The organism is Curtobacterium sp. 458 (genome assembly GCF_030406605.1).
Taxonomy (GTDB): Bacteria; Actinomycetota; Actinomycetes; order Actinomycetales; family Microbacteriaceae; genus Curtobacterium.
The window spans coordinates 2,087,344-2,114,052 of sequence record NZ_CP129104.1 but is presented as its reverse complement, the minus strand read 5'-3'; the positions used below and the strand labels follow the sequence as shown (position 1 = coordinate 2,114,052).

The following is a 26,709-nucleotide window of genomic DNA, read 5'->3' as shown; positions in this document are numbered from 1 at the left end:
TCCGTGGAGACGATGCACATCGGGGAGCTGGCCGACCGGGCCGGCATGTCCCTGCGCACGATCCGGCACTACGACGAGGTCGGGCTGCTCGTGCCGAGCGGACGCACCACGGGTGGGTTCCGCGTCTACACCGCGGAGGACCTCGAACGGCTGCTGGTCATCCGTCGCATGAAGCCCCTCGGGTTCACCCTCGACGAGATGGCAGAACTGCTGCGGGTCGTCGATGCGCTCCGCGCCCGGACGGCCGACGACGAACCGGCCCTGGCCGCACGGTTGGACGAGTTCCTGGAGGACGCGCGGGCCCGACACGCGAAGCTCGTCGAGCGCGCCGGCATGGCCGAGGAGTTCATCGGCACGCTCGGTTCACTCCGCGCTTCGCTCCCCTGACCCGGCGACCGCGTCACCCTCGGCCAACACCCTCGCGCGCATCGCACGACGTGCCAGGTCCATCCGGAGCTCTCCCTCCTCGACGTGCAGTTGCCATTCGATCGAGCGTCGCTGCGCCCACTCCCACAGGTCCTCACCCGGGTCGGGTCCGACGCGAGGACGCGGGTCTGCTCCGGTCCGCGGCTCCGGCCGGACCAGTTCGCCCCACGCTCGGCGTAGTCGACCGGTCACCTTCGTCCCCTTCCGTCGATCAAGAGTTCCTCCAACACCTTCGCAGCCGGTTCCTCGCCGCGAGGCACCTTCTGCATTTCGTACATCGCCTTCGCGAGACCTCGACCGATCTCGCGCCGTCCCACCTCGCGGTCCGAGATGAGCTCGAACACCACCGTGAGTCGACTCCAGTAGCGGTCACGCTCTTCTCGCGCGACGTCCCGCCGCCACCGCAGGACGACCCAGACGCCACCGACCACCGCGACGACCAACGTCAGCCCGGTGGTCACGACCGCCGCGACCACCGTCGCCACCGCCGCAGGCGGCCAGGCCGCGAGCCCCTCCGTCCCTGCCGTCATGGGACCTCCCCCGAACTCGCGACCCGGCCACGTCGACGACGCTACGGATCCGCACGCGGCGATCCGTGCCTCCCGGCAGACCTGTGGAGGGAACGAGCCGGCGCACCCACTGTGGAGGAGCGGCCGCGGAGCGAGCCGGTTAGACTCGACCCCCGTGATCGAACGCACCCGCATCGCCGAACTCGCCGCGCTCCCCGACGGCCCCGTCTCCGTCGCCGGATGGGTCGAGACCGTCCGAGACCAGAAGAAGGTGCAGTTCGTCGTCCTCCGCGACGAGACCGGCGCCGCGCAGCTCGTCAACCCCGCCACTCGTGAGGCCGAGGACGGCGACGCCGCCGCGCAGGCAGCACTGGCGATCACGAACGAGATCTCCGGGCTCGCCCACGGCACGTTCGTGCACGTCCAGGGCACGCTGAAGCACGACGAGCGCGTCAAGCTCGGCGGGCTCGAGGTCAAGGTCGGTTCCCTCGAGGTCGTGAGCGCCGCCATCCCGGAGACGCCGATCGCGGACGACTCGTCGCTCGACAAGCGGCTCGACTGGCGCTTCCTCGACCTCCGCAACCGCAAGCAGAACCTCATCTTCCGCATCCAGACGACGATGGAGCACGCGTTCCGCTCGTACTGGGTCGACCGCGACTACATCGAGATCCACACGCCGAAGCTCATGGCCTCCGCCTCCGAGTCGCGCGCCGAGCTCTTCCAGCTCGAGTACTTCGAGACCACCGCGTACCTGGCGCAGTCGCCGCAGAACTTCAAGCAGATGGCCCAGCCGGCCGGGTTCGGCGCCGTGTTCGAGATCGCCGACGCCTTCCGCGCCGACCCCTCGTTCACGAGCCGGCACGCGACCGAGTTCACGAGCGTCGACGCCGAGATCTCCTGGGTGGAGTCGCACCAGGACGTCATGGCCATGCACGAGGAGGTCCTCGTCGCCGGGTTCACCGCCGTCAAGGAGAAGTACGGCGCGGAGATCGAGGACGTCTTCGGCTTCGAGTTCGTCGTGCCGACAGCTCCGTTCCCGCGCGTGACCCTGGCCGAGGCCCGCAAGATCGTCGCCGACAGCGGCTACGACGTGGTGCGCGCCGACGGCGACCTCGACCCCGAGGGCGAGCGACGCGTGAGTGCCTGGGCGAAGGAGACGCACGGCTCCGAGTTCGTGTTCGTCACCGACTACGACGCGTCGATCCGGCCGTACTACCACATGCGCCACGAAGACGACCCGACGCTCACGAACAGCTACGACCTGCTCTTCAACGGCGCGGAGATCTCCACCGGCGCCCAGCGCGAGCACCGGGTCGACCGGCTCGCGGCCCAGGCCGAGGAGAAGGGTCTCGACACCGCCGAGATCGACTGGTACCTCGACTTCTTCCGCTACGGCGTCCCGCCGCACGGCGGCTTCGGCATGGGCCTCGCCCGCGTGCTGATGCTCGCGCTGCACGAGCCGTCGATCCGCGAGGTCACGTACCTCTTCCGCGGACCGACGCGCCTCACCCCGTAGGCGGAGCCGCCCGCGCGGACGCTGCACACGAGAACGGCCCCCTCCCGATCGGGAGGGGGCCGTTCCGGTCCGGAAGGGTCGGCGCGATCAGCCGGGAGGCGCGGCTCAGCTCCGCCAGTCGATGGCGGCCCGCCCCGTGACCAGTCCGCGGATCTCCGCTGCCGCGGCCTGGTGGTCCGGGTGGACCTGGTACGCGTCGAGCCCGTCGAGGTCGTCGAAGGTCGCGACCACGGCGAGGTCGGAGTTCTTGTCGGGGTAGGCGACGTTCTCGACGACCTCGAGCGAGCGGATCGACGACACGGTGCCGACGAGCCCCGTGAGGAGTTCCCGGACGCGAGCGATCGAGGCGTCGCGGTCGACGTCCTCGCGGAGGGTCCAGGCGACGACGTGGTGGATCATGCGGAGGCCTCTGCCTTCTCGAGGGCACGGTGCAGCCGATCGGCGTCGACGTGCCAGTTGCTGTGGACACGCCCGTCGACCAGGACGACCGGGATGTCCTCGGCGTACTCCTCGCGGAGGGCGTCGTCGTCGAGGATCGACCGTTCTTGCAGCGTCACGCCGGGATGTTCGGCGACGACCCGCTCGACGATGGGTCTCGCGTCGTCGCAGAGGTGGCATCCGGGTTTCGTCAGGAGGGTCACGGCGGGCATGGGGTCAGCGTACCGGCCTGCGTCCGAAGCCCTCCGGCGTGCGCGGCGTACGCGGGCCCGCCGTGTCGTGCCGTGCCCGGGGAACACGAAAGCCCCGGCGGACCGGGGCTTCGGGTGCAAGTACTGGACTTACTTCTTGTTGCGACGCTGGTGACGCGTCTTGCGAAGGAGCTTGCGGTGCTTCTTCTTCGCCATGCGCTTGCGGCGCTTCTTGATGACAGAACCCATAGTGGACCTCGCTCGGAACGATGCTGATGTGTGGACACCGCGCCCGTCGGGACCGCGGAAAATCAACCCGGCCGAGTCTAGCGGAGCGCGCCGGTCCTGTCGAACACAGCGGCCGCACCCGGCGCGGTGGGGTGCTCAGCCGACGTCGGCGATGCCCCCGCGCAGGACGTCGGCGACCGCCGACTCCGGGACGCGGAAGGACCGACCGAAGCGGATGGCCGGGAGCTCCCCGGCGTGCACCATGCGGTAGACGGTCATCTTCGAGACGCGCATCATCTCCGCGACCTCGGCCACGGTGAGGAAGCGCACGTCGTCGAAACTGCCGGTCATGATCCGCCTTCGGGAGACTCGTGCGGGACGACGGGCGTCGGACGCACGGGTTGGGTGTGACCTGTGTGGTCTCTGATCACTGTAGAGGCCGGTGGGAACACCTGTCCAGGCACACGGTCACGACTCGGCCACGGACGCCGACGAGCGGGCGGCACGGACGCCGACCAGCGGGCGTGCTCAGTCCTCGTCGCCGCGACGGGTGAAGCGCTTCCGGCCGCGGTCGACCACGCGCTCCCAACCCTGCTGTGCCCCCGTGAGCGCCGCCGAAGCCCGGTAGGACGCCTCGGCCATCACGCGGCCGAGCTCCGTGCCGACCTCGACGGTGGCCTTGCCCGCGGCTCCGTTCCGTCGCACCGAGACCGGTTGTCCGTCCGGCGTCCACGCGGTCGTGGCCGGGGTGCCGTCGGCGTCGACCGCGCCCGTGAACGACAGCACCCACTCCTCGACCGGCAGCAACGGCTCCGGGTCGAGACGGTAGAAGCGGTGCTGCCCCTCCTCGCGACTGGACACGAGGCCGATGTCGCGGAGGACCCGGAGGTGCTTCGACACGGTGGGCTGGCTGACGCCGAGCTTCTCGACGAGCTGACCGACGCTGAGCTCCCCACCGGTGACGTCGGAGCCGTACGCGGCGAGGAGTGCTCCGAGCAGCTCGCGTCGGGTCGGGTCCGCCACGACGGAGAAGATGTCGGCCATGGGACAAGGCTATCCGCCCCGTCCCGGATGTACCATGCCATCCGACCCGCCCATGTCCCCGGAGGCATACGACGATGCTGGACCACACGGAAGAGTTGCGCGTGGGCCCGTCGACCTCGCGGCGTCGCCTGAGCCAGGTCGGAGCGGTCCTCCGAGCGAGTCCGTCGCGGCTGGCGATACTCGTGTTCCTGGCGCTGATCTTCGTCTTCACGTCGCTCTTCATGACGCCGTGGGCCGCCGCGGACGGGCGCCCCACGCACTTCTCCGACGCGCTCTTCACGGCGGCGTCCGTGGTGTGCGTCACCGGGCTCGCGACCGTCGACATGGCGACGCACTGGTCGGTGTTCGGCAAGGTCGTCATCGTCGTCGGCACCCAGATCGGCGCGGTCGGGGTGCTCACGTTCGCATCGATCCTCGGCCTCGTGGTGACCCGGCGTCTCGGTCTCCGGGCGAAGCTCATGGCCGCCGGGGACTCGAACCCGCTCCGCACCCACCACGGCGCCGTGCCGGAGGGGCAGGCCGTCCGGCTCGGGGAGGTCGGCACGCTGCTCGCGACGGTCGCGGTGAGCACGCTGACCATCGAGATCGCGGTCGGCCTGCTGCTCCTGCCGTCCGTGCTCGTCGCGGGCTACCCGTTCTGGACCGCGGTCGGCGACGCGTTCTACTACGCCGCGATGGCCTTCACGAACACCGGCTTCTCCCCCAACGCCGAGGGACTGGCGCCGTTCGCGAACGACTACTGGTTCCTGACGCTCATCATGATCGCGGTCGTCGCGGGCTCGATCGGGTTCCCGGTCATCCGGACGATCACCAAGCAGTTCCGCACGCCGCGCCGCTGGTCCCTGCACGTCAAGCTCACCCTCGTCACGAGCGCCGTGCTGCTCGTCGTCGGCGCGGTCGTCTACACGGCGCTCGAGGCGTCCAACAAGGCGACACTCGGCGAGGCCGGTGCCGGCCACACGGCGTTCCAGGCGCTGTTCTTCTCGACCATGACCCGCTCGGGCGGCTTCGCCACCATCGACGTCGAGCAGATGCACGGTGCGAGCCTGCTCGTCACGGACATGCTCATGTTCATCGGCGGGGGCTCGGCCTCGACCGCCGGCGGCATCAAGGTGACGACGCTCGCGGTGCTGTTCCTCGCCGCGGTGGCCGAGGCCCGTGGCCGGCAGAGCATGGAGGCGTTCGGCCGTCGGATCCCGAGCGACGTGCTCCGTGTCGCGGTCGCCGTCGTGCTCTGGGGTGCGACGATCGTCGCCGTCGCCACGATCGCCCTGCTGCAGATCACACGCGACTCGCTCGACCGCGTCCTCTTCGAGGTCATCTCGGCGTTCGCCACGTGCGGGCTCTCGTCCGGCATCTCCGCCGAGCTCCCGGAGGCGGGCAAGTACGTGCTCGCCGCCACGATGTTCCTCGGTCGGGTCGGTACAGTGACGATCGCCGCAGCCCTCGCCGCCAGCCAGAGCCGGCAGTTGTTCCGCCGTCCCGAGGAGAGGCCGATCGTTGGCTGACCGCACCCGCGCACCGTTGCCGTCCACCCACCCGCTCGCCGGCGCCGTCAGCCACGACGCTCCGGTCCTGGTGATCGGGCTCGGTCGCTTCGGTGCCGCGACCGCGGGGCAGCTCGAGCGGCAGCACCGCGAGGTCCTCGTGGTCGACACGGACGCGGGGCTCGTGCAGAAGTGGTCCGACCGGGTGACGCACGCGGTCCAGGCGGACGCCACCGACATGGATGCGCTCCGGCAGATCGGCGCGCAGGACTTCGCGATCGCCGTCGTCGGGGTCGGCTCCGACCTCGAGTCGAGCGTGCTCATCACGGCGAACCTCGTCGACCTCGGCATCCCGCAGATCTGGGCGAAGGCCATCAGCCGCTCGCACGGCGTGATCCTGTCCCGCATCGGCGCGAACCACGTCGTCTACCCGGAGCGCGAGGCCGGAGAGCGGACGGCGCACCTGGTGTCGGGCCGCATGCTCGACTTCATCCAGTTCGACGAGGACTTCGCCGTCGTCAAGATGTTCCCGCCGCGGGCCGTGCGCGGGAAGGACCTCGCCACGACGGTCATCCGCACACGCTTCGGTCTCACGGTGCTCGGCATCAAGACGCCGGGTCAGGCGTTCGTGCCCGCCACGCCCGAGAGCATCATCGGCGAGGACGACGTCATCATCGTCTCCGGCGCGACGGCCGACCTGGAGCGTTTCGCAGCGGTGGAGTGAGCTGGTCGGGTCGCGGTGCGTCGACCGGTCCCGTGACGGCCGGGAGGAGCGGGGCGGGCCCGCCACGCGCCTCCAGGCCGATGTCTGGTCGCGACCACGGCACCCGCCTCAGCCGGCCGCGATCTCCTCGGCCCGCGCGATCGCCGCGCGCGACGCGCGCAGCAGCGTCGCCGAGAGGTCGGCGTCCTGCAGGACGGCGACCGCGCGCTCGGTGGTCCCCTTCGGACTCGTCACGGCGCGGCGGAGTTCCGCCGGGGTCCGGTCGGACGACTCGAGGAGCGCGACCGCCCCGCTGAGCGTGCCCTGCACCATGGTCGCGGCCTGCTCGGGCGTGAACCCGAGCTCCTCGGCCGCTCGCTGCCACTGCTCCACGACCAGGAACACGTAGGCGGGGCCGGACCCGGACACCGCCGAGAGCGCGTCGAGCTGCGACTCCGGCACCTCGATCACCGAGCCCGACACGGAGAAGACCGACGAGGCGAGCGCGACGGCGTCCTCGTCTGCCGAGTCGCCCGCGCTGATCCCGGTGACGCCGCGCCCGACACCGATCGGCGTGTTCGGCAGGGCCCGCACGACCCGGACCCCCTCGGGCACCGCAGCCTCCATGCTCGCGATGGTGGTACCGACGGCGACGCTGACGAGGACCGTCCCCGGCGCGAGGTCCTCCGCGACCTCGGCGAGCAGGTCGGCGATCATGTACGGCTTCACCCCGATGACGACGAGTCCCGCACCGCGGACGGCAGCACGGTTGGCGTCCGGCTCGGTGTCGCTCGCGTGTGCGTCGAGACCCCGCGAGCGGTGCGCCGCCGCGGACTCCTCCGACTTCGTCGTGAGGACGACGGTCGACGGGTCGAGACCGGCGGCGAGGAGCCCGTCGAGGACCGCGCCGGACATGGAGCCGACGCCGAGGAGAGCGGTGCGGGGCAGTTCGATGGTCATGACCCCCGACCCTACCGACGGCCTAGGATCGTCAGTCAGGCCAGGACTGAAGGGGTACCCGTGAGCGCTTCCGGAGGCACGAAGGCGATCCTCGCCGCACTCGGTGCGAACGTCGGCATCGCGATCGTGAAGTTCGTCGCGGCGGCGATCAGCGGCTCGGCGTCGATGCTGGCGGAGGGCGTGCACTCCCTCGCCGACTCCGCGAACCAACTCCTGCTGCTGCTCGGCGGCCGCCGTGCCCGACGGGCCGCGGACGAGGAGCACCCGTTCGGCTACGGCCGCGAGCGCTACGTGTACGCGTTCGTCGTGTCGATCGTCCTGTTCTCGGTCGGCGGCGTGTTCTCGCTCTACGAGGGCATCGAGAAGCTGCGGAACCCGCACCCGCTCGAGAGCTGGTGGCTCCCCCTGCTCGTGCTCGTCATCGCGATCGGCCTGGAGGGCTTCTCGCTCCGGACCGCACTCCGCGAGGCACGGCCGAACAAGGGCTCGCTGTCGTGGGTGCAGTACGTGCGACGGGCGAAGGCGCCGGAGCTCCCGGTCGTCATGCTCGAGGACACCGCGGCGCTGACCGGCCTCGTCTTCGCGCTGTTCGGCGTCGGCCTGACCGCGATCACCGGCAACGGGGTGTTCGACGCGATCGGCACGATCCTCATCGCGGTGCTGCTGATCGCCGTCGCGCTGGTGCTCGGCGTCGAGACGAAGAGCCTGCTCGTGGGCGAGGGCGCGACCGCAGCCGACGTCGCACGGATCAAGGAGGCCGTGCTCGACGGCCCCGAGGTCGAGGCGATCATCCACATCAAGACGCTGTACCTCGGCCCGGACGAGCTCATGGTCGGCGTGAAGGTCGCGGTCGACGGCGACCGACGGCTCGGTGACGTCGCGGCGGGCATCGACACCGTCGAGCACCGGGTCCGGCAGGCCGTCCCGATCGCCCGGGTGATCTACGTCGAGCCGGACGTGCTCCGGACCGGGCCGCGCCCACCGACCGAGGCGATCGTCCTCCGCGCCGCCGACTGAGCGGGCTCGTCGACTGAGGGTGCCCTTGCTGGCGGCCCGAATGTCGGATGTTGCACGATGGCTGCATGACCGCGCTGCGTGACGTCCTGCTCATCCTCCACTTCATCGGCCTCGCGGCGGTGATCGGTTCGTTCCTGTTCCAGGTGCGGCGCAAGGGCGGCTTCGAGACGAACTGGATCGTGATCGGCCTCGTCGTGCAGCTCGTCACCGGCCTCGGCCTCATGGGGCTCATCGACGCGACGACGGACGGCGGCGCGAACCACGCCAAGCTCGGGGTCAAGCTCGTCATCGCCCTCGTCGCGCTCGTGCTCGCGTTCGTCGCGCGTGCCCGTCAGAAGCGGGCCGATGCGGGGCAGGCGAAGGACAAGGCCGCCCTGCCGTTCTTCCACTCCGCGGGTGCGCTCGCGATCGTGAACGTCCTCATCGCCGTCATCTGGTGACGACCTGACGACCTGACGGCCCGACGGCCCGACGGCCCGCTGGCCCGGCGGGCCGGTGTCAGCGACGCGCGCCGAAGAAGTCGTCCAGCAGGGCCGCGCACGGTGCCTCGAGCACCCCGCCGACGACCTCGGACCGGTGCGGCAACCGACGGTCACGCGCGACGTCGTAGACGCTCCCCGTCGCGCCGGCCTTCGGGTCCCACGCGCCGAACACCACGCGGGGCACCCGAGCGGCGAGGACCGCCCCGGCGCACATGACGCACGGCTCGAGCGTGACCACGAGCGTGCAGTCCTCGAGGTGCCAGTCCCCCGTCACCGCGGCCGCTGCCCGGAGCGCGAGCACCTCGGCGTGCGCGGTCGGGTCCTGCCGGGCCTCGCGCTCGTTGCGCCCGGTCGCGACGACCGCCCCGGCGGCGTCCACCACGACCGCGCCGACGGGGACGTCCCCGGTCGCCAGGCACGCGCGGGCCTCGGCGAGGGCGGCCTCCATCGCGGCGGCCCACGGGCGGGCGGCGGGTGCTTCCACGGGACCTCCAGGCAGTCGGCAGCACGGTAGGCTCGACCCTATGCGAGTCCACGTCGCCGACCACCCGCTCATCACGCACAAGCTCTCGGTGCTCCGCGACCGGACGACCCCTTCGCCGACGTTCCGCGCCCTGACCGAGGAGCTCGTCACGCTCCTCGCCTACGAGGCCACCCGGAACGTCCGGGTCACCGCCACGCCGATCGACACCCCGGTCGCGCACACCATGGGCGTCGCCATCGCGAAGCCCCGCCCGCTCGTCGTCCCGATCCTCCGCGCCGGGCTCGGCATGCTCGAGGGCATGGTCAAGCTCGTCCCCACGGCCGAGGTCGGCTTCCTCGGCATGGCCCGCAACGAGGAGACCCTCGAGCCGCAGACCTACGCCGAGCGGCTGCCGGACGACCTCTCCGGCCGGCAGTGCTTCGTGCTCGACCCGATGCTCGCGACCGGTGGCACCCTCGCCGCCGCGATCGACTTCCTCTTCGACCGCGGAGCGGAAGAGGTCACGTGCGTGTGCATCCTCGGCGCTCCGGAGGGCCTCGCCGCCGTCGAGCAGGCCGTCGGCGACCGCAACGTCTCGATCGTGCTCGGCGCGCTCGACGAGAAGCTCGACGAGAACGGCTACATCGTGCCGGGCCTCGGCGACGCGGGCGACCGCCTCTACGGTCTGGCCGAGTAGACGACCCCGGTCGCATCCGCGACCGATGGACGGACTGGAGGCACGGTGCCAGCTGGCACCGTGCCTTCAGTCCGTTCCCGGTTCACGGACGCGGAACGCACCGTCCGGTCGGACGGTTGACACCGCGTTGGTATCCCACCCATACTCGATCCATGACTGCAACCGTGTCCGCCCGCGTCCTCATCGAGGCGCGCTCCACCTCTGGAGCAGTGGGGACCGTCGGCATGATGATGCCGATGATGTCGGTCATGCGTTGTCGAATGTGTGCCTGATCGGCACCCGTTCCAGCCGGATCCCCCGCGACCCCACCCCCGTCGCGCAGGCGTGATCCCCGGGTGACGACCACGTCGACGACGCCAGGCGTCCGACGCGATCGATCCCCGCACTCCCGGGCTCCCCGGTCCGCAGCAGGACCGCGGGGGATCCTCGGCACACCGCCGTACCCGGGCCGACGCATTCGACACCGGTCGCACCACCGCAGCACCGCAGCACCGCAGCACCGCGACCTTCCTCCCGGAGAACCAGCCATGTCGCTCACCATCGCCCAGCCCCGCACCCCGCTCCGCACCTCGGCACCCGCACCGACCGACCTCGGCACGGTGACGCCGCTGCGTCCCCGTCGCCACCCGGTGACACCGCAGGCGAGCCCGGTGCCCACGAGCCCGGTCGTCGCCCCGCAGCGCAACCGCGCACTGCCCGAGGGCACCGAGGCCCGCGGCTTCGCCCTCTACGTCGGGATCGACGAGGCGAAGGCGGCAGCGGCCGGCACGACGCTCGCGGCCGTGGTCGAGCAGCTCAAGGCCCTGACGGCGCAGCTCGTGCCGACGTCGGAGACCTACGCCGCGGTCGCCGTAGCCGCCGAGGGCTCCGGTGGGCGTGACGTCGACGTCGTCCGGCTCGCCCTGCAGGACCGCTCCGCCGTCGCCGCGCGGAAGCAGGCCGAGAAGCCCGAGCCCGAGGAGACCGGCGTCGTGATCGACATCTCCCGGAAGCGCGTCACGCTCGACGGCGAGCCGGCACCGCTGACCTACAAGGAGTTCGAGCTGCTGCAGTTCCTCGTGCTCCGCGAGGGCCGGACCGTCGACCGCTCGGCGATCATCGACGGGCTGTGGTCCGACGGCGAGGACGAGACGCCGAACGAGCGCACCATCGACGTGCACGTCCGCCGGCTGCGGTCGAAGCTCGGCGTGTTCGAGGAGATCGTGCGGACCGTCCGGGGCGTCGGCTACCGCTTCGACCGCCACGCCGACGTCGCGGTCCGCTACGCGTCGACGCCGTCGCCCGACCTGTTCTGAGGCCTCTCGGCGAGGACATCGACCGCTCTTGGTGAACTCGCAGCGAACGGGGCACGTGTGGTCTAGCGTGCCGTTACCGCTTCGTTATACAGTCGTTCCTGCAGGCAGTGTTTGCTGTGGCACCGCCTGTGGAATGTGATTGCAGGACACTCTTGGTGCAAGGGAGAGGGCCGGTCGTCTTCGGATGGCCGGCCCTCGTGCTTTCCGGAGCTGCACCCATCGTGCAAGGGAGAGGGCCGGCCGCCTTCGGACGGCCGGCCCTCGTGCTTCCCGGAGCTGCACCCATCGTGCAAGGGAGAGGGCCGGCCGCCGACAAGGTGGCCGGCCCTCGTGCCTTCCCCAGTGCTCCGGCCGGCGGCACCGGCGTCCGTCTGTCGGGCGTCGTCGGTAGGGTTGGGCGACGGACCGGAGGGAGCAGCAAGGTGAGCGACAAGGCCACTGCGGTCACGGCGTGGGAGGCCCTCTTCCGCGCCCAGGTACAGGTGATGCGGAACCTCAACGCGGAGTTCCCCGGCGGCGAGATCTCGTTCAACGAGTACGACGTCTGCTTCAACCTCTCCACCCAGCCGGGTCGACGGTCGCGGATGCGTGACCTGACCGGCCACCTCCTCCTCACCCAGCCGAGCGTGAGCCGCCTCGTCGACCGCCTCGCCTCGCGCGGCATCGTGGAGAAGCAGCCCGACCCCACCGATGCACGCGGCGTCTACGTCGCCCTCACCCCGCACGGGTTCGACGTCTACCGCGCGGTCGCGGTCCAGCACGCCGCGAGCATCGCCGCGCAGCTCGGCGCCGGACTCACCGACGTCGAGCTCCGCACCCTCACCGAGCTCTGCACGAAGGTGCGCCGCGCGGCAGGGACCGGCATCCCCGCACGACGCTCCGCTCCCGACACGGCCTCCGTGTGACCGGCGCGATCGTCTGGCTCCGCGACGACCTCCGGCTCGCGGACAACCCGGCGCTCCGGGCCGGCATCGACCACGGCGGGACGCTGACGGTCGTGTACGTCCTCGACGACGAGTCCCCCGGCGTCCGGTCGATCGGCGCTGCGGCGCGGTGGTGGCTCCACCACTCACTGACCGCCCTCGACGACGCACTGCGTGAGCGCGGTTCCCGACTGGTGCTCCGGCGCGGAGCCGCAGCCGCGGTCATCGACACCCTCGTCGCGGACACCGGGGCGGACGCGGTGTTCTGGAACCGCCGCTACGGTCACGCCGAACGCGAGATCGACGCCGGCATCAAGTCGACCCTCCACGACCACGGCGTCGAGGCGCACAGCTTCGCCGCGAACCTGCTCTGGGAGCCGTGGACGGTCACGACCGGCCAGGGCGAGCCGTACAAGGTCTTCACGCCGTTCTGGCGCGCGGCCCAGGCGATGCCCGAGCCCCGCCACCCGCTCCCGAAGCCGCGCGACCTCCCGGCTGCGGCGGACGTCACGGGCGACGACCTCGACGACTGGGCGCTCCTGCCGACGAAGCCGGACTGGGCCGCCGGACTCCGCGACGCCTGGACCCCGGGCGAGCTCGGTGCGCACCGTCGCCTCGAGCACTTCGTGGAGCACGCCCTCGAGGACTACGACCAGCGTGACGAGCCGTCGATGGACGCCACGAGCGGCCTCTCCCCGCACCTGCGCTGGGGCGAGATCAGCCCGTACCAGGTGTGGCACCGCCTGCACGGACAGATGGAGCCGTCGCAGCGGCAGCAGGCGCCGGCGTTCCTCCGGCAGCTCGCGTGGCGTGAGTTCAACTGGAACGAGTACTTCCACTGCGAGGACATCGCGACGGTCAACGTCCGCCGCGAGTTCGACGGCTTCCCGTGGCGCGACGCCTCGGACGCCGAGCTCGACGCGTGGCGGACCGGGACGACCGGCTTCGACCTCGTCGACGCGGGCATGCGGGAGCTCTGGCACACCGGCGCGATGCACAACCGCGTCCGGCTGGCCGCGGGCAGCTTCCTCGTGAAGAACCTCCTGGTCGACTGGCGCGTCGGCGAGCAGTGGTTCTGGGACACCCTCGTCGACGCGGACGCCGCGAACAACCCGGGCAACTGGCAGTGGGTGGCGGGGTCGGGCTTCGACGCGGCACCGTACTTCCGCGTGTTCAACCCGGAGCGCCAGCTCGAGCGCTTCGACCCGCACCGCGAGTACGTCCGGCGGTGGGTGCCCGCGGACGAGGACCGACCCGAGCCGATGGTCGACCTCAAGGAGACCCGGCAGCGCGCGCTCGGCGCCTACGACCGGATGCGTCGATCGTGACCACGGCGGAGGTCATCGCCCGGGTCGACGCCGTCTTCGGAGACCGCGTCGCACGGGGCCTGGCCCCGAGCTCGGTCTGGGGCGTCTTCGACCCGAGCGGACTCGTGGCGTCGGGCGGCCACGGCGACCGCGGTGACGGCACCGCGCCCGATGCCTCGACGGTCTACCGGATCGCCTCGTGCACGAAGAGCGTGACGGCGGCGACCCTGCTCACCCTCGTCGCCGACGGCCGGCTCGACCTCGACGCCCCGGTCACCGACTTCGTCCCGGCGTTCCGCGCGGTCGAGCTCCCGACGACGGACTCCCCCGTGCCCACCGTCCGGATGCTGCTGACGATGTCCGCCGGGTTCCCGACGGATGACCCCTGGGCAGACCGTCAGGAGTCCATCAGCGACGACGAGCTGGACGCAGTGCTGACCGACGGGCTGCTGTTCGACAGCGTCCCCGGCACCGGGTTCGCCTACTCGAACCTCGGGTACGCCCTGCTCGGTCGGGTCGTCGCGGTCGTGTCCGACGAGCCCTACACCGCGACGGCGACGGACCGGGTGCTCCGCCCGCTCGGCCTGCACGACACGGTGTTCTCCGCCGAGGACTCGAACGGCTTCGTCGTGACCGGGGTCCGGCCGTACGCCGGTACCTGGGAGCCGCTGCCGCTGACCGGCCCCGGCGCCTTCTCCTCCATCGGCGGCCTCTACTCGACGGTCTCGGACCTGGCTCGGTGGGGCGGTCACCTGGCCTCGGCGTTCGCGGACCGGCCCGAACCCGGGCCCGTGGCACCGGCCGATCGACGGCTCATGCAGCAGGCGATGCGGGTCGTCCCGCCCGTCGTCGTCCCGGGCTCGACCCGTGCGACGGCGTACGGGTTCGGGCTGTTCGTCGAGCAGGACGACCGTCACGGTCCGATCGCCTCGCACTCCGGCGGGTACCCGGGCTTCTCCGCCCACATGCGTTGGTCCACCCGGCACGGCATCGGCGTCGTCGCCTTCGAGAACGCGACGCAGGCCAAGGTATCCCAGGCCGCCACCGAGGCCCTCGACCTCTTGCTCGACGCACGCGAGCGCGAGCGCGAGACCGGGCGGTCTGCACGAGGTCCGGTCGCGGCCGAGGTCGCGGTGCTCCCGCAGACCCGGGAGGCGCAGCGCCGCGTCTCCACCCTGCTCGCCGACTGGGACGACGCCCTCGCCGATCGGATCCTCTCGCCGAACGTCGCGCTCGACGAGCCCTACGAGCGCCGGCGTCGACACCTGGCCGAGGCCGCCGCTGCCGTCGGCGCCGACCTCACGGCGGCACCGGCCGAGGAGCGCTCGGTCGCGCCGACGCACCTGCGGTGGTGGCTCCCCGGCGCGGGTGGTCGACTCCGGGTCGAGATCCGACTCGCGCCGCTCGCCGCCGGCCTCGTGCAGACCATGACGGTGACGGCCGAGCCCAACGAGGCCTGAGCAGCGACCGGAGGTCAGACCGGCGGACGACCGCCGACGAAGCCGAGCGCCCGTGCAGCGACCCGTCCGCCCTCGCGCGCGGCCGACCCGATCCGGACCGGGTCGGTCGCCCAGGCGCGGAGGAACCCGGCGGCGAAGGCGTCCCCCGCCCCGAGCGTGTCGACGACCGTCGCCGGCGTGGCCGCCACCCGCTGCGGACTCCGCCCCGGCCGCCCCACGACGGCGCCGTCCGCTCCGACGGTCACGACCACCAGCGGGACGTGTTCGGTGAGCCGCCGGACACCCTCACGGAGATCGGCGGCTCCCGTGAGCGCCAGGGTCTCCTCGCGTCCGGGGAACAGCACGTCGACCCCGGCGAGGGCTTCGAGGAACGCCGGGGCACCGAGCGCCCGGACGACCGACGGCGACGACGGGTCGAGCGACACCCGGGCCGGTCCCGAGCGGGCGCACGCCACGAGTTCCGCGAGCCGGTCCACCCCGCCGCCGGACAGCATGCCCGCGCCGGTCAGGTGCACGATGTCCGCGCGGGCGACCAGGTCGGGCGGCACGTCGGCCGCTGACAGGAGGCCCGTGGCCGCCGGGTCGGACATCGCCGTGCGCCCGTTCCGGTTCCGCACGGAGACCTCGGTCCCGGTGCTCGCACGAGCGTCGTAGCGGATGTGCGGACGGACTCCGGCGTCCTCGAGTCCTCGTTCGTGTCGGTGCACGTCGTCGACGCCCACCCGGGCCACCAGGTCGACCTCGGCACCGAGCCACCCCAACCACGTCGCGGTGTTCCCCCCGGCGCCGACCGCGCGGTGGCGGATGGTGGCGGCCGGGTCGTGCAGGCCCATGGCGTCAGCGGTGGTGTGCACGAGGATGCCGTCGAGGACGTCGCCGACGACCAGGAAGCGCTTCCCGGCGCCCCGACGCCGTCCTCGGTCAGCAGGCTGCGCCCGCCCTGGTACGGGCGTTCGTGGCGGCACAGCGTGCTCGTGGGACGTGGACATCCGCCCTAGTGTACGTGGACACGAGCTTTGCTCCTCTTTTCTCGCGGATCACTCAGGCTCCGCCATCTCGAATGCATCGCACGTACGGTAATATTTCTGGTGGTCGCACACGGCGGCCGTGCCAGCAGCCCCGGAGGACCCGTGCCCAGGAAGCCCGATCCCACGCTCAAGCCCGCGATCATCGAGAAGGTCACCGAGCACCTGCACGACACCAAGCTCGAGGCGGTCTCTGTCCGGAGCCTCGGCCGGGTCCTCGGGACGAGCGCGTACCCGATCGTGTACCACTTCGGTTCGCGGGAGGCGCTGATCGACGCCGTCGTCGAGCACCTCGACCGAGACCTCGCCGACCTCCGCCTCGTGCCCGACGCGGGCCCCGCCGCGCTGCGCCACTGGCTGATCGCGGTGTTCGGCGGGCTCGAGCACCGCGATCGGTTCCTCGCCGCACGGCTCACGTTCGAGCTCGGCGCGGTCGAGACCCTCGACGGGCGGGAGCGCGAGCGTCTCGTGCACCACGGTCACCTCGCCGCCGTCGCCGAGTGGTGCAGGGCACACGGCTACGCGACTCCCGATGCCGAACAGGCAGCGAGTGAGGCGGTCTGCGCCGCACGGGGAGCGCAGTGGGCAGCGCTCGTCGACCCGGACGGCACCGACGTCGACGGCGCGCTCCGCGCGATCGCCGACCGGCTCGCTTCCGGAGCGCAGGTGCCCGTCGCCTAGCGGGGAGCAACGACTCCGCACAACGTGCAACGGACGGGAGGGACGGTGCCGTCCGGCACCGTCCCTCCCGTCCGTCTCCGGGTCGCGTCACGCGACCCGCTGCACACGACTCAGAGCGTGACGAAGCTCTGCGACTTCGCGTTCGCGAAGCGCGCGGCCACGTTCTCCCAGTCGACGATGTTCCACACGGCCTTGACGTAGTCCGCCTTGACGTTGAGGTAGTCGAGGTAGAAGGCGTGCTCCCACATGTCGAGCATGAAGATCGGCACGACGCCCAGCGGCACGTTGGCCTGCTGGTCGAAGAGCTGGAACGTGGTGAGCTTCTGCCCGACCTGGTCCCACGCGAGCACCGACCAGCCGGAACCCTGGATGCCGGTCGCGACGGCGGTGAACTGCGCCTGGAACTTCTCGAACGAGCCGAAGAACTCGTCGATCGCCGCGGCGAGCTCGCCCTCCGGGACCTTCGTGTCGGGGCCGAGGTTGGTCCAGAAGATCGAGTGGTTGACGTGGCCACCGAGGTTGAACGCGAGGTCCTTCTCGAGCTTGTTCACGTTCGCCAGGTTGCCCGACTCGCGTGCCTCGGCGAGCTGCTCGAGCGCGGTGTTGGCGCCCGTCACGTAGGTCTGGTGGTGCTTGTCGTGGTGCAGCTGCATGATCTTGCCGCTGATGTGCGGCTCGAGCGCCGCGTAGTCGTACGGCAGCTCCGGCAGGGTGTACTCAGCCATGTGGGGTCCTTTCGATCGGTGGTTGGCGGAACGGTGTCCCGCGGCTCACGAGAGCCGGGAACGGTCGGTGAGGGAGTGGAATTCCCGGTTGTGGTAGACGAGCGGCTCGCCGTGCTCGAGGCCGAGGACGATGTCGAGGACCTCGGCCACGACGACGGTCGACGAGCCGATCGGTGTCGTCGAGAGCGGCCGGCACCGGAGCGCGGTCGCGGCACCCGGCAGGTAGCGGTCCCCCGAGGGCAGCGTGCCCCAGATCGGGTCGTCCGCGGCCGGGCTCCCGGTGCTCGCGAACCGCTTCGCCAGCGCGACGCCGAGCGAGTCGACGAGGTGCACGACGAAGATCGGGGCGCCGAGGACGACGCCGGCGGACCCGGAGTTCGTCGACAGCGAGAAGACGAGGACCGGCGGGTCGATCGCCACGCTCGCGACGCTCGACGCCGTGAGCCCGGTCGGGCCGTCGGGGCCCTCAGCGGTGATGACGGCGACGCCGGCGGGATGGCCCCGGAAGGCGGACTTGTAGGCCTCGGCGAGGTTCGCGGGCGCGTCGGACATCGTGGTCGTGGTCGTTCCTGTCATCGGGGGGTCGACCGCGTGCATCGCGGCCAGGTCCCAACGTAGGACCTGAACCGGGGTTGAGGTCAACGATTCACAGGTTCCGGCGATCCCGGGCGCGCCGTGTGTCCCGCTACCGACGGCGCAGCATCACCACGGCACCCGACGCGGCGACGACCATGAGCACCGCGGCCACCGAACCGGTGATCGTCACGCCGGAGTCGAACGCCGCCCGGGCCGAGGCGAGCAACGCCTCGCCGGCCGAGCCGCCGAGGTCAGCAGCCGCCGAGACCGCTCCGCCGAGGGTCTCCTGCGCTGCGGTGTGCGCGGTGGAGGACAGCCCGTCGGGCACCGCCACGTGGGCACGGTAGGCGGTCGCCAGGATCGTGCCGAGCACGGCCGTCCCGAGCACGGCCCCGATCTCGTACGCCGTCTCCGAGAGCGCGGACGCCGCACCGGCCTTGTCGGCGGGAGCGGTGGAGATGATGAGGTCGTTCGTCACCGTCTCCGACGCGCCGATCCCGATGCCGAGCAGCACGAAGGCGAACCCGAGGGCGACCACCGTGGCGTGGTGCCCCAGGACCGCGACCATCGCGTACGCGGCCGCGGAGAACAGCAGCGCCACGGCGACGACCCAGCGCGGCGCGACACGGGCGACGATCGGCACGACGACGAGGCCGGCGACGATCGTCAGCACGGAGCCGGGGATGAGCACGACGCCCGAGGTGAACGGGTCGAGCCCGGCCACGAGCTGCAGGTGCTGCGCGATGAAGAACAGGAACCCGGTGAGCGAGAACATCGCCGCGAGGTTCATGAGCACGCTGCCGGTGAACGCCGTGCTGCGGAACAGCGTCAGGTCGAGCATGGGCGTGCGGGAGCGCAGCTGCCGGCGGACGAAGGCGATGCCGCACACGACGCCGACCGCGAGCATCGCGATCGCGAGCCCCCGCTCCTCCGGGTGCACGACCGACTTGATCGCCCAGGCGACGGGGCCGAGCGCGCCGAGGGACAGCAGCATGCTCGGCACGTCGACCGGCCCGGGCGCGGGGTCGCGTGACTCCGGGACGAAGAACGGCACGCCGACGAGCATGAGCACGAGGATCGGCACGGCGACGAGGAACACGCTGCCCCAGGGGAAGTGCGCGAGGAGCACCCCGCCGACGAGCGGTCCGAGCGCGTTGCCGGCAGCGAACATCGTCGACCAGACGGCGAGCGCCATCCGCCGCTCCCCCGCGTCCGTGAAGACGTTGCGGATGATCGAGAGCGTCGCCGGCATGAGCATCGCACCGAAGACGCCCATCGCGATCCGGGCGGCGACGAGCATCCAGGCGTCGGTGGCGAAGGCGGCCGCGACGGACAGCAGCGCGAAGCCGGTGGCACCGACGACCAGGATGCGGCGTCGTCCGATCCGGTCGCCGATGCTCCCCATCACGACGAGGAGGCCGGCGAGGACGAGCGGGTAGGCGTCGACGATCCACAGCTGGGTCGTGGCGTCGGGGTCGAGGGCGCGGCTGATCGACGGGAGGGCGAAGCTCAGCACGGTGTTGTCGACCGAGATGAGCAGCACGGGGAGCATCAGCACGGCGAGCGCGGCGAACCGTCGGGCGCGGCTGCCGGTGGCGACGGTGGGGACCGAGCTGGTGAGCAGAGCGGACACGCAGGACTCCTGGAGGACTTCGAGCCGGACCAGGTCGACGGCACTTCGGTGGGGGTGGTCCGGGACGGGGCGCGGAGATCGACACGCGCCCGTCAGGACTCCGTAAGTGTACCGTCTGGACGGTGTTGGTTGCAAATGCAACCAACGAGCGGCCGGGAGGCACGGTGCGGGCCCGCCACGGGCCTCCAGGCCGGTGCGTGGTGGGCGTGCGCTCGCGCGATCGGCTACGCGCTCTCGCGCACCAGCAGCCGGTGCCGCACCGTGCGCTGCACGGCAGCGCCGCTGCGCGGCAGCTCCCCCGCGAGCATCCCGAGCGCGAGGTCGAGGGCCTCCCGCGCCACGGCATCGAGGTCGACCGCGAGGGTCGTGAGCGTCGGTGAGACGAGCGCACCGAGCGGCAGTCCGTCCACCCCGACGACCCGTACGTCGCCGGGCACGTCGCGGCCCGCGCGTCGGCACGCCTGGAGCACCCCGAGCGCCATGACGTCGTTGAAGGCGAGGACGGCGTCGAGCCGGCGTCGGCGCGCGAGCACCTTCGTGGTCTCCTCCGCGCCGCACTCCGCGGTGCCGTGCGGACCGTGCACGAGCTCGGGCAGGTACCCGCGCCGGTGCAGGGCGTCGAGCATCAGGGCGCCACGCGCGCTCGGCCGTCCGGGCTCGGAGTTGTCGAGCACCACGGGGTGTCGGACGCCGGTCGCGACGAGGTGGTCGGCGAGCTGCTCGATCGACTCCGCCGGGTCGATCCACACGGCGGCCGTCGGCGGGTCGGCGGACGGGTCGAGCTCGACCATGGGGACGGAGCCGAGGAGCGCGGTCCACCGCTCGCGCCGGTTTCCGAGGTACCCGATGACGACGTCCGTCTGGCTGCCGAGGGCGGCGACGATGCGGTCGGCGTCCCCGGCGAGCGTCGTGTCGGCGAGCATGACGTTCCACCCCTGCTCGGCCGCGAGGCGGTAGACGGCGGACGCGAGCTGTGGCGAGTAGGGGTTCCGGAGGTCGTTGACGACCAGGCCGAGCTGGTGGTCGCCGCCCGTGACGAGGCCGCGGCCGAAGCGGGACGGACGGTACGCGAGCTGCTCGGCGACGGCGAGCACCCGTTCCTTCGTGGCGGCACTGATCCCGGACATCCCGTTCATCGCGCGGGTGACGGTCTGCCGGGAGACGCCGGCGGCGGCGGCGACGTCGATGATCGTGGCCCGTGACGGTGTCCCGGGAGCCGCGGGCGACGACTGCGTCGCAGGTGCCGCGGGCGCGTCGGACGGGTCCGGCGCACCCACGGCGTGCTGCGGATCGGTCAGTCGCGGAGGTCCAGCCATGCCACCTGTTCGGGAGTGAGGTCGACGGAGAGGCCCTGCATCGAGGAGCGGGCTTCCGCGATCGTACGCGGTCCGAAGAGCGGGAACGTCGGGAACGGCTGGTTCAGGACGTACGCGAGGGCGATGGCCGTCGCGGGCACCCCGAACTGCGCACCGAGCTCCCGGGCGCGACGGAGCCGCTCGAAGTTCTCGTCCGAGTAGTAGCAGCGGACGAGCTCGGCGTCGCTCGTGTCCTCCGGCGCCGCACGGCCGGTGAAGAACCCACGGGCCTGCGACGACCACGGCAGCAGCGGGACCTGACGCTCCTCGAGCCACCGCTTCGACTCCGGGTCGGTCGCGTGGCGGCAGCCCGCCCACGGCACGTCGTACGCCTCGGCCAGGCCGAAGTGGTTGCTCAGCACCTCGAAGCCGTGCTTGCCGTTCGCCGCCGCGTAGGCGTTCGCCTCGTCGAAGCGCGCGAGGCTCCAGTTCGAACCGCCGAACACCCGGATGCGGCCGGCGCGGCGGTGCTCGTCGAGGACGTCGACGAACTCCCCCACGGGGACGTCCTCGTTGTCGCGGTGCATCATGTAGATGTCCGCGTAGTCGGTGCCCTGGCGATCGAGGCTCTCGAGCAGCTGCCGCGTCAGTGACTCCGGGTCGCAGTACGGGGTGTGGGCGCCCTTCGTGATGACGACCACGTCCTCCCGGACGCCGCGGTTCTGGATCCACTTCCCGAGGCGGCCCTCCATCGTGCCGCCGCCGTAGATGTAGCCGGTGTCGAAGACGTTGCCGCCGCGGCTGACGAAGTGGTCGAAGATCGCGCTCGCGTGGGCGAGGTCCAGCTGGTTGTCGACACCCATCACGAGTCGGGACAGCCGCTTGCCGACCCCGGCGATCTCCCCGTACCGCATCGGGTTGTCGGCCCGGTCCGGCTCGAGGGCCGCGACGGTCAGCGGCTCGCCGCTCACCGTCGGGATGTCGGCATCCTCGGCCTCGAACGGGTAGCGGAGGCCGATCGCCTCGCGCCAGCGGTCGAGGGTCCTGGCGGTCGCGAGCGACTCGTCGGTGGTCATCTCCGGGGCGTCGGTGCGTCCGTCGCGCAGGGCGGCGGTCGTGGCGTCGGCCTCGAGCGCGTACGGCGCCGCACCGGCGAACGAGAGCGTGCGGGGTTCCTCGTCGACGGTGCGGACCTCGATCGTCGGGTCGTCCCCGAGGGTCCACGGGTCCGTCAGCACGATCCGGCCGCGGGTGCCGTACACCGTCACGGCGTTCTCGTCCTGCACCCGCACACCGGTCCGGACCACCGCGGTGATGCCGGACGGGTACGTGAGGTGCGCCGTGGTCCACTCGTCGACGCCCGTCGGCCCGAGGGTCCCCGTCGCGGTCAGCTCGGTCGGTTCCGCGACCGCGACGCCCGTCGCCGCCTGCACGACGGCCGCGGTCATCGTGACCGGGTACCCGCCGACGTCGAGGATGCCGCCACCGGCGGTCTCGACGTCGAACAGGCGACCCGTACGGGAGCCGGCGCGGAAGGCGAAGGACGCGTCGACGTGGGTGACGTCGCCGATCGCGCCGTCACGCACGAGCTCGCGGAGCGCCGCGGTCTGCGGGTGGAAGCGGTACATGTAGGCCTCGACCAGGGGCAGCCCCGCCTGGCGTGCGGCGTCGACGAGCGCCATCGCGGTGCCGTGGTTCGGGGAGAGGGGCTTCTCGCAGAGGACCGCCTTGCCGGCAGCCAGGGCGCGGAGCACGAGACGTGCGTGCCCGGTGTGCACCGTCGAGACGTACACCGCGTCGACCCGCGGATCGGCGAGCACCTCGTCGTAGCCGGCCGCGGTCACGTCGGCGAAGCCGTGCTCGGCAGCCTCGTCCGCGAACGCCTGCGCACGGCTGGGGTCGCTGCTCCCGGCGGCCACGAGCAGGCCGCCGACCGACGGGTCGACGTCACCCGTGACGCCGTTCCCGCTCGCCGGCAGTTGGGAGAGGAACCGGCGCGCGATGCCACCGGGTCCGAGGACGGCCCACCCTTCCTGCGTGCGGGTGGAGGTGGGGGTCGCGGTCTGCGCTGACATGCGGATCCTGTTCGTCGTGAACCTTCACGGTCGCAGCGACGCTAGCCCGATCTCCGCCACGGCACAATGCCGAGGATGCTTGACACGGCGTGTCGCGGAGAGCATGCTCTGAGCACTTCGTGAGCGTTCACGGTCGAACGCTCGGCACGGGTCTCGACGATGAGTGCCCGTGCGCCGGCCGCTGCCCGACGAGCGCGCCGCCGAGGTGTCCGGCAATCTCAACGACGAGAGCAGGTCGTCCGTGACAGCAGCACCATCCGTCCGTCTCAGCAGGCGGGGGTTCCTCGCCGGCGCAGGAGCCCTCGGGGCACTCGCCACCACCGCACTCCTCACGGGGTGCTCGACCGGGACCGCGATCTCGAAGGACCCCGACGAACTCGTCCTCTGGTACTGGAACCGTTCACTCGACCCGAAGTTCCTCCGCCAGGCGGCCGGCGGCATCCCCGGGCAGGGAGCGAAGCGTCTGCGACCGGACCTCATCGGCGGCGCCTCGTACGACACGAAGTTCCGCACGGCGCTGGCCGGGAACGCGTTCATCCCGGACGTGCTCATGATCAACTCGAACTGCTGGCTGTACTTCCCCGACGAAGAGCTCTTCACCGACTTCCGGCCGACGGCTGCGGAGCGGGAGGACTACTACGACTGGAAGCTCTCGCTCGGGCGCACCCCGTCCGGACGCCAGTGCTTCTGGCCCGTCGACACCGGACCCACCGGGTTCTTCTACAACCAGGAGGTGCTGCAGAAGGCGGACCTGCCGACCGAACCCGACGAGGTCGGCGCCGCGATCAGCACCTGGGCCGACTTCCGTGCGGTCGGCAAGCAGATCAAGCAGAAGACGGGCGCGGCCACGATCATCACCGCCACACAGCTCTTCAACCAGTTCATCGCCGCGAGCCCGACCCGGTACTTCGACCGCGACGACGAGCCGCTCTACCAGCGCGACGACGGCTCGGTGCGGAAGGCCTGGGACAACGCGGTCGAGTCGATCCACGCCGGCATCACGGGCAACCTGCAGTCCGGCACGGACCAGAACGCCGGGTGGGTGGCGGGCCGCGTCGCCGGGCAGATCGAGGGCGCCTGGTGGACGCAGATCATCCACGACACCGCACCCGACCTGTCCGGCAAGTGGCGCATCGCGAAGCAGCCGGAGCGGCCGGGCAACAGCGGCGGCTCCTTCCTCGCGGTCCCGAAGTCCTCGAAGGACCCGGAGGCCGCCGTGGCGTTCGCGAAGTGGATCACGCAGCCCGAGATCCAGTCGCACACCTACAACGACATCCAGCTCTTCCCCTCCACCCCGGCGTCGTTCACCAACGGCCTGATGCGGAACCCGGGCGACTACTTCGGTGACCAGGACCCGCTCGACTTCTTCAGCGATGCCGCACCGGAGGTGCCCGTGACCTACATCTCGAACCGCGAGCGCTTCATCGGGGCCTTCGCCACGGAGATCACGAACGTCGAGTCGACGGGCAAGGACCCCGAGCGGGCGTGGAAGGACGCGGTCGACCAGACCGACCGGGTCCTCGCGAAGCGGGGTGTTGCGGCATGACCTCGACCCGTGAAGCACCCGCGACCACGGCGAACCCGACCGTCGGCGGCACACCCACCTCGTCGATCTCGACCGCTGCGGCCGGCCGCCGGTCGGGCCTCCGCCGGTTCTGGCCGCAGTACGTCGCGATCGCACCGTTCTACGTGCTGTTCCTCGTGTTCGGCCTGTTCCCGATCGTGTTCTCGATCGTCCTGTCCTTCACCGACTGGGACGGCGTCGGCTCCCCCGCGTGGGTCGGGTTCGCGCAGTACCAGTACCTCCTCGGCGACCCGAGGTTCTGGAACGCGGTGTCGAACACCTTCATCATCTGGATCATCTCGACCGTCCCGATGCTCTTCCTCGCGCTCGTGCTCGCGTTCCTGCTGCACGGCAACATCCGGGCGAAGGGCTTCTACCGCGTCGCGTTCTTCATCCCCAACGTCACGAGCATGGTCGCGATGGCGATCGTCTTCGGGTCGGTGTTCTCGGACGGGTTCGGGCTCGTCAACGCCGCCCTGCGTGCCGTCGGCGCGGACCCGGTCGGATGGCTCTCGACGTACTGGGGCGTCAAGGTCACGATCGCCGTCATGGTGATCTGGAGGTGGACCGGGTACAACGCGATCATCTACCTCGCCGGACTGCAGTCGATCCCGACGGAGTTGTACGACGCCGCGAAGGTCGACGGCGCGAACACCTGGCAGATCTTCACCCGGATCACCATCCCGATGCTCCGGCCGGTGATCCTCTTCACCGTGATCACGTCGACGATCGGCGGCCTCGGACTCTTCACGGAGCCGCAGATCCTGTTCCAGGGCCAGGCCGTCGGCGGACCAGACGAAGCCGGCATGACGATCGTGCTCTACCAGTACGACCAGGCCTTCAACCAGTTCGACTTCGGCTACGGCTCGGCGATCGCCTGGGTGCTCTTCTTCTTCTCCGTGGTCTTCGCGATCATCAACTGGCGCCTGCTCAGTGAACGCGACGGGTTGAAGACACCGCGACGGCTGCGCACCGCGCGCACCCTCGCTCCGGCGACGTCCGGCCGCGCCGGTGCCACCACCGCCTCGAAGGGGGACCGCGCATGAGCGCCGACACCGCACCGAGCACGACGAACACCGCCGCGGCCCTCGGCCGACCGAACGCCGCCGCGGACCGCCCCGACGACCACCGTCGCGGGTTCAGGCACGGCTGGGTCGGACGGCTCGTCACGCACCTCTGCCTGATCGTCGGGGTCGTGCTGTCGATCTTCCCCTTCTACTGGCTGCTCGTGATGTCGACGTCGTCGAACGCGCAGATCTTCGGCTACCCGCCCTCGCTCTGGTTCAGCGACCACACGATGCAGAACCTGGCGACGGTGTTCAGCAGCGTCGACATGCTCCGCGCGCTCGGCAACACCGTGCTCGTGTCCGGGGCCACGGCCGTGCTCGTCATGCTGTTCGACTCGCTCGCGGCGTTCGCGTTCGCCAAGTACGAGTTCCCGTTCAAGCGGTCGCTCTTCACCGTCATGCTCGCGACCTTCCTCGTGCCCGGGAGCCTCTCGCTGGTGCCGAGCTTCGTCCTCATGGCGCACCTCGGCTGGATCGGTGGGCTCCAGGCACTCATCGTCCCCGGGGCGGCGAACGCGTTCGGCATCTTCCTGCTCCGGCAGTTCGCGACCGGGTCGATCCCGAACGAGATCATCGACTCCGCGCGGGTGGACGGTGCCGGGTTCTTCCGGACGTGGTGGTCGATCGCGGTGCCGATGCTCCGCGGAGGCCTCGCCTTCCTCGGCATCTTCACGTTCATCAGCTCGTGGAACGACTACGTCTGGCCCCTCATCGTGCTCATCGATCCGAAGGGACAGACGCTCCAGGTGGCGCTGGCCTCCCTCAGCTCGGTGAACGCGACGGACCTCGGCTCGGTGATGGCGGGCGCGGTGATCAGCGTCTTCCCGCTCATCGGGGTGTTCATCATCGGCTCGCGGCACTTCATCGCGAACATCGCCGCCGGAGCACTCAAGGGCTGACCCGACCCGCAGGCGCCGTGGAG

Annotated in this window: 29 protein-coding genes; 15 read left to right on the top strand and 14 right to left on the bottom strand. The window is 71.2% G+C overall.

Going from position 1 to position 26,709, the window contains the following annotated elements; all coding sequences use genetic code 11:
- Nucleotides 1–12 precede the first annotated feature (12 nt).
- Nucleotides 13–387, top strand: coding sequence for a MerR family transcriptional regulator (locus QPJ90_RS10565; protein ID WP_290134209.1), 375 nt, complete (start codon nucleotides 13–15; stop codon nucleotides 385–387).
- Nucleotides 388–614: 227 nt separating this feature from the next.
- Here QPJ90_RS10565 and QPJ90_RS10560 read toward each other — a convergent pair whose 3' ends face one another.
- Complete coding sequence (locus QPJ90_RS10560; protein WP_290131197.1) at nucleotides 615–956, bottom strand: hypothetical protein; 342 nt, start codon at nucleotides 954–956, stop codon at nucleotides 615–617.
- Between the two features lie 154 nt (nucleotides 957–1,110).
- On the opposite strand from QPJ90_RS10560, the gene aspS reads away from it, so the two are divergent.
- Entirely contained in the window at nucleotides 1,111–2,451 is a 1,341-nt protein-coding gene (aspS, locus tag QPJ90_RS10555) for an aspartate--tRNA(Asn) ligase (protein ID WP_290131196.1), read from the top strand.
- 105 nt (nucleotides 2,452–2,556) lie between these two features.
- Here the strand turns inward: aspS and QPJ90_RS10550 are convergent, their stop codons facing one another.
- The 5 genes from QPJ90_RS10550 to QPJ90_RS10530 all read right to left on the bottom strand — a co-directional run bounded on the left by QPJ90_RS10550 (nucleotide 2,557) and on the right by QPJ90_RS10530 (nucleotide 4,352).
- The gene (locus QPJ90_RS10550) at nucleotides 2,557–2,850 is read right to left on the bottom strand and encodes a Dabb family protein (protein ID WP_290131195.1); all 294 of its coding nucleotides are present in this window, start codon (nucleotides 2,848–2,850) and stop codon (nucleotides 2,557–2,559) included.
- Nucleotides 2,847–3,101 (bottom strand): glutaredoxin family protein, encoded by a 255-nt coding sequence (locus tag QPJ90_RS10545; protein WP_290131194.1) that lies wholly within the window; start codon nucleotides 3,099–3,101, stop codon nucleotides 2,847–2,849. Before QPJ90_RS10545 ends, QPJ90_RS10550 begins: the two co-directional genes overlap by 4 nt.
- 129 nt (nucleotides 3,102–3,230) lie before the next feature.
- Entirely contained in the window at nucleotides 3,231–3,329 is a 99-nt protein-coding gene (locus QPJ90_RS10540; protein ID WP_003792170.1) for an AURKAIP1/COX24 domain-containing protein, read from the bottom strand.
- Nucleotides 3,330–3,464: 135 nt separating this feature from the next.
- Nucleotides 3,465–3,659, bottom strand: a complete 195-nt coding sequence (locus QPJ90_RS10535) for a helix-turn-helix domain-containing protein (protein WP_022902482.1) — start codon at nucleotides 3,657–3,659, stop codon at nucleotides 3,465–3,467.
- Nucleotides 3,660–3,836: 177 nt separating this feature from the next.
- A complete protein-coding gene (locus QPJ90_RS10530) occupies nucleotides 3,837–4,352 on the bottom strand; it encodes a metalloregulator ArsR/SmtB family transcription factor (protein WP_290131193.1) in 516 nt (171 codons plus the stop codon).
- Between the two features lie 101 nt (nucleotides 4,353–4,453).
- Between QPJ90_RS10530 and QPJ90_RS10525 the strand changes: the two genes are divergently transcribed.
- Nucleotides 4,454–5,860, top strand: coding sequence for a potassium transporter TrkG (locus QPJ90_RS10525; protein ID WP_290131192.1), 1,407 nt, complete (start codon nucleotides 4,454–4,456; stop codon nucleotides 5,858–5,860).
- A gap of 16 nt (nucleotides 5,861–5,876) precedes the next feature.
- Nucleotides 5,877–6,563, top strand: coding sequence for a TrkA family potassium uptake protein (locus tag QPJ90_RS10520; RefSeq protein WP_290134208.1), 687 nt, complete (start codon nucleotides 5,877–5,879; stop codon nucleotides 6,561–6,563).
- A 108-nt stretch (nucleotides 6,564–6,671) separates the two neighbouring features.
- Here the strand turns inward: QPJ90_RS10520 and proC are convergent, their stop codons facing one another.
- Nucleotides 6,672–7,502: a pyrroline-5-carboxylate reductase gene (gene proC, locus QPJ90_RS10515; protein WP_290131191.1), complete on the bottom strand. Its 831-nt coding sequence runs from the start codon at nucleotides 7,500–7,502 to the stop codon at nucleotides 6,672–6,674.
- A gap of 60 nt (nucleotides 7,503–7,562) precedes the next feature.
- On the opposite strand from proC, the gene QPJ90_RS10510 reads away from it, so the two are divergent.
- Together QPJ90_RS10510 and QPJ90_RS10505 are read left to right on the top strand one after the other, a co-directional pair.
- Entirely contained in the window at nucleotides 7,563–8,519 is a 957-nt protein-coding gene (locus QPJ90_RS10510) for a cation diffusion facilitator family transporter (protein ID WP_290131190.1), read from the top strand.
- 65 nt (nucleotides 8,520–8,584) lie between these two features.
- Complete coding sequence (locus QPJ90_RS10505) at nucleotides 8,585–8,959, top strand: hypothetical protein (protein ID WP_290131189.1); 375 nt, start codon at nucleotides 8,585–8,587, stop codon at nucleotides 8,957–8,959.
- Between the two features lie 58 nt (nucleotides 8,960–9,017).
- Here QPJ90_RS10505 and QPJ90_RS10500 read toward each other — a convergent pair whose 3' ends face one another.
- Nucleotides 9,018–9,449 carry a nucleoside deaminase gene (locus QPJ90_RS10500; protein ID WP_290134207.1) on the bottom strand — a complete coding sequence of 144 codons (432 nt, stop codon included), beginning with the start codon at nucleotides 9,447–9,449 and terminating at the stop codon, nucleotides 9,018–9,020.
- Nucleotides 9,450–9,525: 76 nt separating this feature from the next.
- On the opposite strand from QPJ90_RS10500, the gene upp reads away from it, so the two are divergent.
- The 5 genes from upp to QPJ90_RS10475 all read left to right on the top strand — a co-directional run bounded on the left by upp (nucleotide 9,526) and on the right by QPJ90_RS10475 (nucleotide 15,146).
- Nucleotides 9,526–10,161, top strand: coding sequence for a uracil phosphoribosyltransferase (gene upp, locus QPJ90_RS10495; RefSeq protein WP_213147038.1), 636 nt, complete (start codon nucleotides 9,526–9,528; stop codon nucleotides 10,159–10,161).
- Between the two features lie 527 nt (nucleotides 10,162–10,688).
- Nucleotides 10,689–11,456: a winged helix-turn-helix domain-containing protein gene (locus QPJ90_RS10490; RefSeq protein WP_290131188.1), complete on the top strand. Its 768-nt coding sequence runs from the start codon at nucleotides 10,689–10,691 to the stop codon at nucleotides 11,454–11,456.
- Nucleotides 11,457–11,878: 422 nt separating this feature from the next.
- Nucleotides 11,879–12,361, top strand: coding sequence for a MarR family winged helix-turn-helix transcriptional regulator (locus tag QPJ90_RS10485; RefSeq protein ID WP_290131187.1), 483 nt, complete (start codon nucleotides 11,879–11,881; stop codon nucleotides 12,359–12,361).
- The gene (locus tag QPJ90_RS10480; RefSeq protein ID WP_290131186.1) at nucleotides 12,358–13,707 is read left to right on the top strand and encodes a deoxyribodipyrimidine photo-lyase; all 1,350 of its coding nucleotides are present in this window, start codon (nucleotides 12,358–12,360) and stop codon (nucleotides 13,705–13,707) included. Before QPJ90_RS10485 ends, QPJ90_RS10480 begins: the two co-directional genes overlap by 4 nt.
- Nucleotides 13,704–15,146, top strand: a complete 1,443-nt coding sequence (locus QPJ90_RS10475) for a serine hydrolase domain-containing protein (protein ID WP_290131185.1) — start codon at nucleotides 13,704–13,706, stop codon at nucleotides 15,144–15,146. Before QPJ90_RS10480 ends, QPJ90_RS10475 begins: the two co-directional genes overlap by 4 nt.
- Nucleotides 15,147–15,160: 14 nt before the next feature.
- Here the strand turns inward: QPJ90_RS10475 and QPJ90_RS10470 are convergent, their stop codons facing one another.
- Nucleotides 15,161–16,135, bottom strand: coding sequence for a PfkB family carbohydrate kinase (locus QPJ90_RS10470; protein ID WP_290131184.1), 975 nt, complete (start codon nucleotides 16,133–16,135; stop codon nucleotides 15,161–15,163).
- Between the two features lie 141 nt (nucleotides 16,136–16,276).
- On the opposite strand from QPJ90_RS10470, the gene QPJ90_RS10465 reads away from it, so the two are divergent.
- Nucleotides 16,277–16,852: a TetR/AcrR family transcriptional regulator gene (locus QPJ90_RS10465; RefSeq protein WP_290131183.1), complete on the top strand. Its 576-nt coding sequence runs from the start codon at nucleotides 16,277–16,279 to the stop codon at nucleotides 16,850–16,852.
- Nucleotides 16,853–16,962: 110 nt separating this feature from the next.
- On the opposite strand, the gene QPJ90_RS10460 is transcribed toward QPJ90_RS10465, so the two are convergent.
- The 5 genes from QPJ90_RS10460 to QPJ90_RS10440 form a co-directional block, all read right to left on the bottom strand.
- Nucleotides 16,963–17,577, bottom strand: a complete 615-nt coding sequence (locus QPJ90_RS10460; RefSeq protein ID WP_058725055.1) for a superoxide dismutase — start codon at nucleotides 17,575–17,577, stop codon at nucleotides 16,963–16,965.
- Nucleotides 17,578–17,622: 45 nt separating this feature from the next.
- On the bottom strand, nucleotides 17,623–18,153 hold the full coding sequence (locus QPJ90_RS10455) for a flavin reductase family protein (protein ID WP_290131182.1): 531 nt from the start codon (nucleotides 18,151–18,153) through the stop codon (nucleotides 17,623–17,625).
- Nucleotides 18,154–18,262: 109 nt separating this feature from the next.
- Entirely contained in the window at nucleotides 18,263–19,786 is a 1,524-nt protein-coding gene (locus QPJ90_RS10450) for an MFS transporter (protein WP_290131181.1), read from the bottom strand.
- Nucleotides 19,787–20,010: 224 nt separating this feature from the next.
- A complete protein-coding gene (locus tag QPJ90_RS10445; RefSeq protein WP_290131180.1) occupies nucleotides 20,011–21,102 on the bottom strand; it encodes a LacI family DNA-binding transcriptional regulator in 1,092 nt (363 codons plus the stop codon).
- Entirely contained in the window at nucleotides 21,081–23,156 is a 2,076-nt protein-coding gene (locus tag QPJ90_RS10440; RefSeq protein ID WP_290131179.1) for an aldo/keto reductase, read from the bottom strand. The genes QPJ90_RS10445 and QPJ90_RS10440 overlap by 22 nt, the downstream gene beginning before the upstream one ends.
- 241 nt (nucleotides 23,157–23,397) lie before the next feature.
- Here QPJ90_RS10440 and QPJ90_RS10435 point away from each other — a divergent pair, with 241 nt between their 5' ends.
- From QPJ90_RS10435 to QPJ90_RS10425, 3 genes are read left to right on the top strand one after another with little or no spacing between them, the layout of a single operon-like run.
- Entirely contained in the window at nucleotides 23,398–24,702 is a 1,305-nt protein-coding gene (locus tag QPJ90_RS10435) for an extracellular solute-binding protein (protein WP_290131178.1), read from the top strand.
- Nucleotides 24,699–25,766, top strand: coding sequence for a sugar ABC transporter permease (locus QPJ90_RS10430; protein WP_290131177.1), 1,068 nt, complete (start codon nucleotides 24,699–24,701; stop codon nucleotides 25,764–25,766). Before QPJ90_RS10435 ends, QPJ90_RS10430 begins: the two co-directional genes overlap by 4 nt.
- On the top strand, nucleotides 25,763–26,686 hold the full coding sequence (locus tag QPJ90_RS10425; protein ID WP_290131176.1) for a carbohydrate ABC transporter permease: 924 nt from the start codon (nucleotides 25,763–25,765) through the stop codon (nucleotides 26,684–26,686). The genes QPJ90_RS10430 and QPJ90_RS10425 overlap by 4 nt, the downstream gene beginning before the upstream one ends.
- Nucleotides 26,687–26,709 lie beyond the last annotated feature (23 nt).

What these genes read in the sequence shown, in the direction of transcription:
- QPJ90_RS10540 (WP_003792170.1), bottom strand. Translation starts at nt 3,329, where the DNA reads ATGGGTTCTGTCATCAAGAAGCGCCGCAAGCGCATGGCGAAGAAGAAG.
- QPJ90_RS10535 (WP_022902482.1), bottom strand. Translation starts at nt 3,659, where the DNA reads ATGACCGGCAGTTTCGACGACGTGCGCTTCCTCACCGTGGCCGAGGTC.
- proC (WP_290131191.1), bottom strand. Translation starts at nt 7,502, where the DNA reads ATGACCATCGAACTGCCCCGCACCGCTCTCCTCGGCGTCGGCTCCATG.
- QPJ90_RS10490 (WP_290131188.1), top strand. Translation starts at nt 10,689, where the DNA reads ATGTCGCTCACCATCGCCCAGCCCCGCACCCCGCTCCGCACCTCGGCA.
- QPJ90_RS10565 (WP_290134209.1), top strand. Translation starts at nt 13, where the DNA reads ATGCACATCGGGGAGCTGGCCGACCGGGCCGGCATGTCCCTGCGCACG.
- QPJ90_RS10545 (WP_290131194.1), bottom strand. Translation starts at nt 3,101, where the DNA reads ATGCCCGCCGTGACCCTCCTGACGAAACCCGGATGCCACCTCTGCGAC.
- QPJ90_RS10460 (WP_058725055.1), bottom strand. Translation starts at nt 17,577, where the DNA reads ATGGCTGAGTACACCCTGCCGGAGCTGCCGTACGACTACGCGGCGCTC.
- QPJ90_RS10425 (WP_290131176.1), top strand. Translation starts at nt 25,763, where the DNA reads ATGAGCGCCGACACCGCACCGAGCACGACGAACACCGCCGCGGCCCTC.
- QPJ90_RS10455 (WP_290131182.1), bottom strand. Translation starts at nt 18,153, where the DNA reads ATGACAGGAACGACCACGACCACGATGTCCGACGCGCCCGCGAACCTC.
- QPJ90_RS10530 (WP_290131193.1), bottom strand. Translation starts at nt 4,352, where the DNA reads ATGGCCGACATCTTCTCCGTCGTGGCGGACCCGACCCGACGCGAGCTG.
- QPJ90_RS10445 (WP_290131180.1), bottom strand. Translation starts at nt 21,102, where the DNA reads ATGGCTGGACCTCCGCGACTGACCGATCCGCAGCACGCCGTGGGTGCG.
- upp (WP_213147038.1), top strand. Translation starts at nt 9,526, where the DNA reads ATGCGAGTCCACGTCGCCGACCACCCGCTCATCACGCACAAGCTCTCG.
- QPJ90_RS10470 (WP_290131184.1), bottom strand. Translation starts at nt 16,135, where the DNA reads ATGTCCACGTCCCACGAGCACGCTGTGCCGCCACGAACGCCCGTACCA.
- QPJ90_RS10505 (WP_290131189.1), top strand. Translation starts at nt 8,585, where the DNA reads ATGACCGCGCTGCGTGACGTCCTGCTCATCCTCCACTTCATCGGCCTC.
- QPJ90_RS10550 (WP_290131195.1), bottom strand. Translation starts at nt 2,850, where the DNA reads ATGATCCACCACGTCGTCGCCTGGACCCTCCGCGAGGACGTCGACCGC.
- QPJ90_RS10440 (WP_290131179.1), bottom strand. Translation starts at nt 23,156, where the DNA reads ATGTCAGCGCAGACCGCGACCCCCACCTCCACCCGCACGCAGGAAGGG.
- QPJ90_RS10560 (WP_290131197.1), bottom strand. Translation starts at nt 956, where the DNA reads ATGACGGCAGGGACGGAGGGGCTCGCGGCCTGGCCGCCTGCGGCGGTG.
- QPJ90_RS10500 (WP_290134207.1), bottom strand. Translation starts at nt 9,449, where the DNA reads ATGGAGGCCGCCCTCGCCGAGGCCCGCGCGTGCCTGGCGACCGGGGAC.
- QPJ90_RS10430 (WP_290131177.1), top strand. Translation starts at nt 24,699, where the DNA reads ATGACCTCGACCCGTGAAGCACCCGCGACCACGGCGAACCCGACCGTC.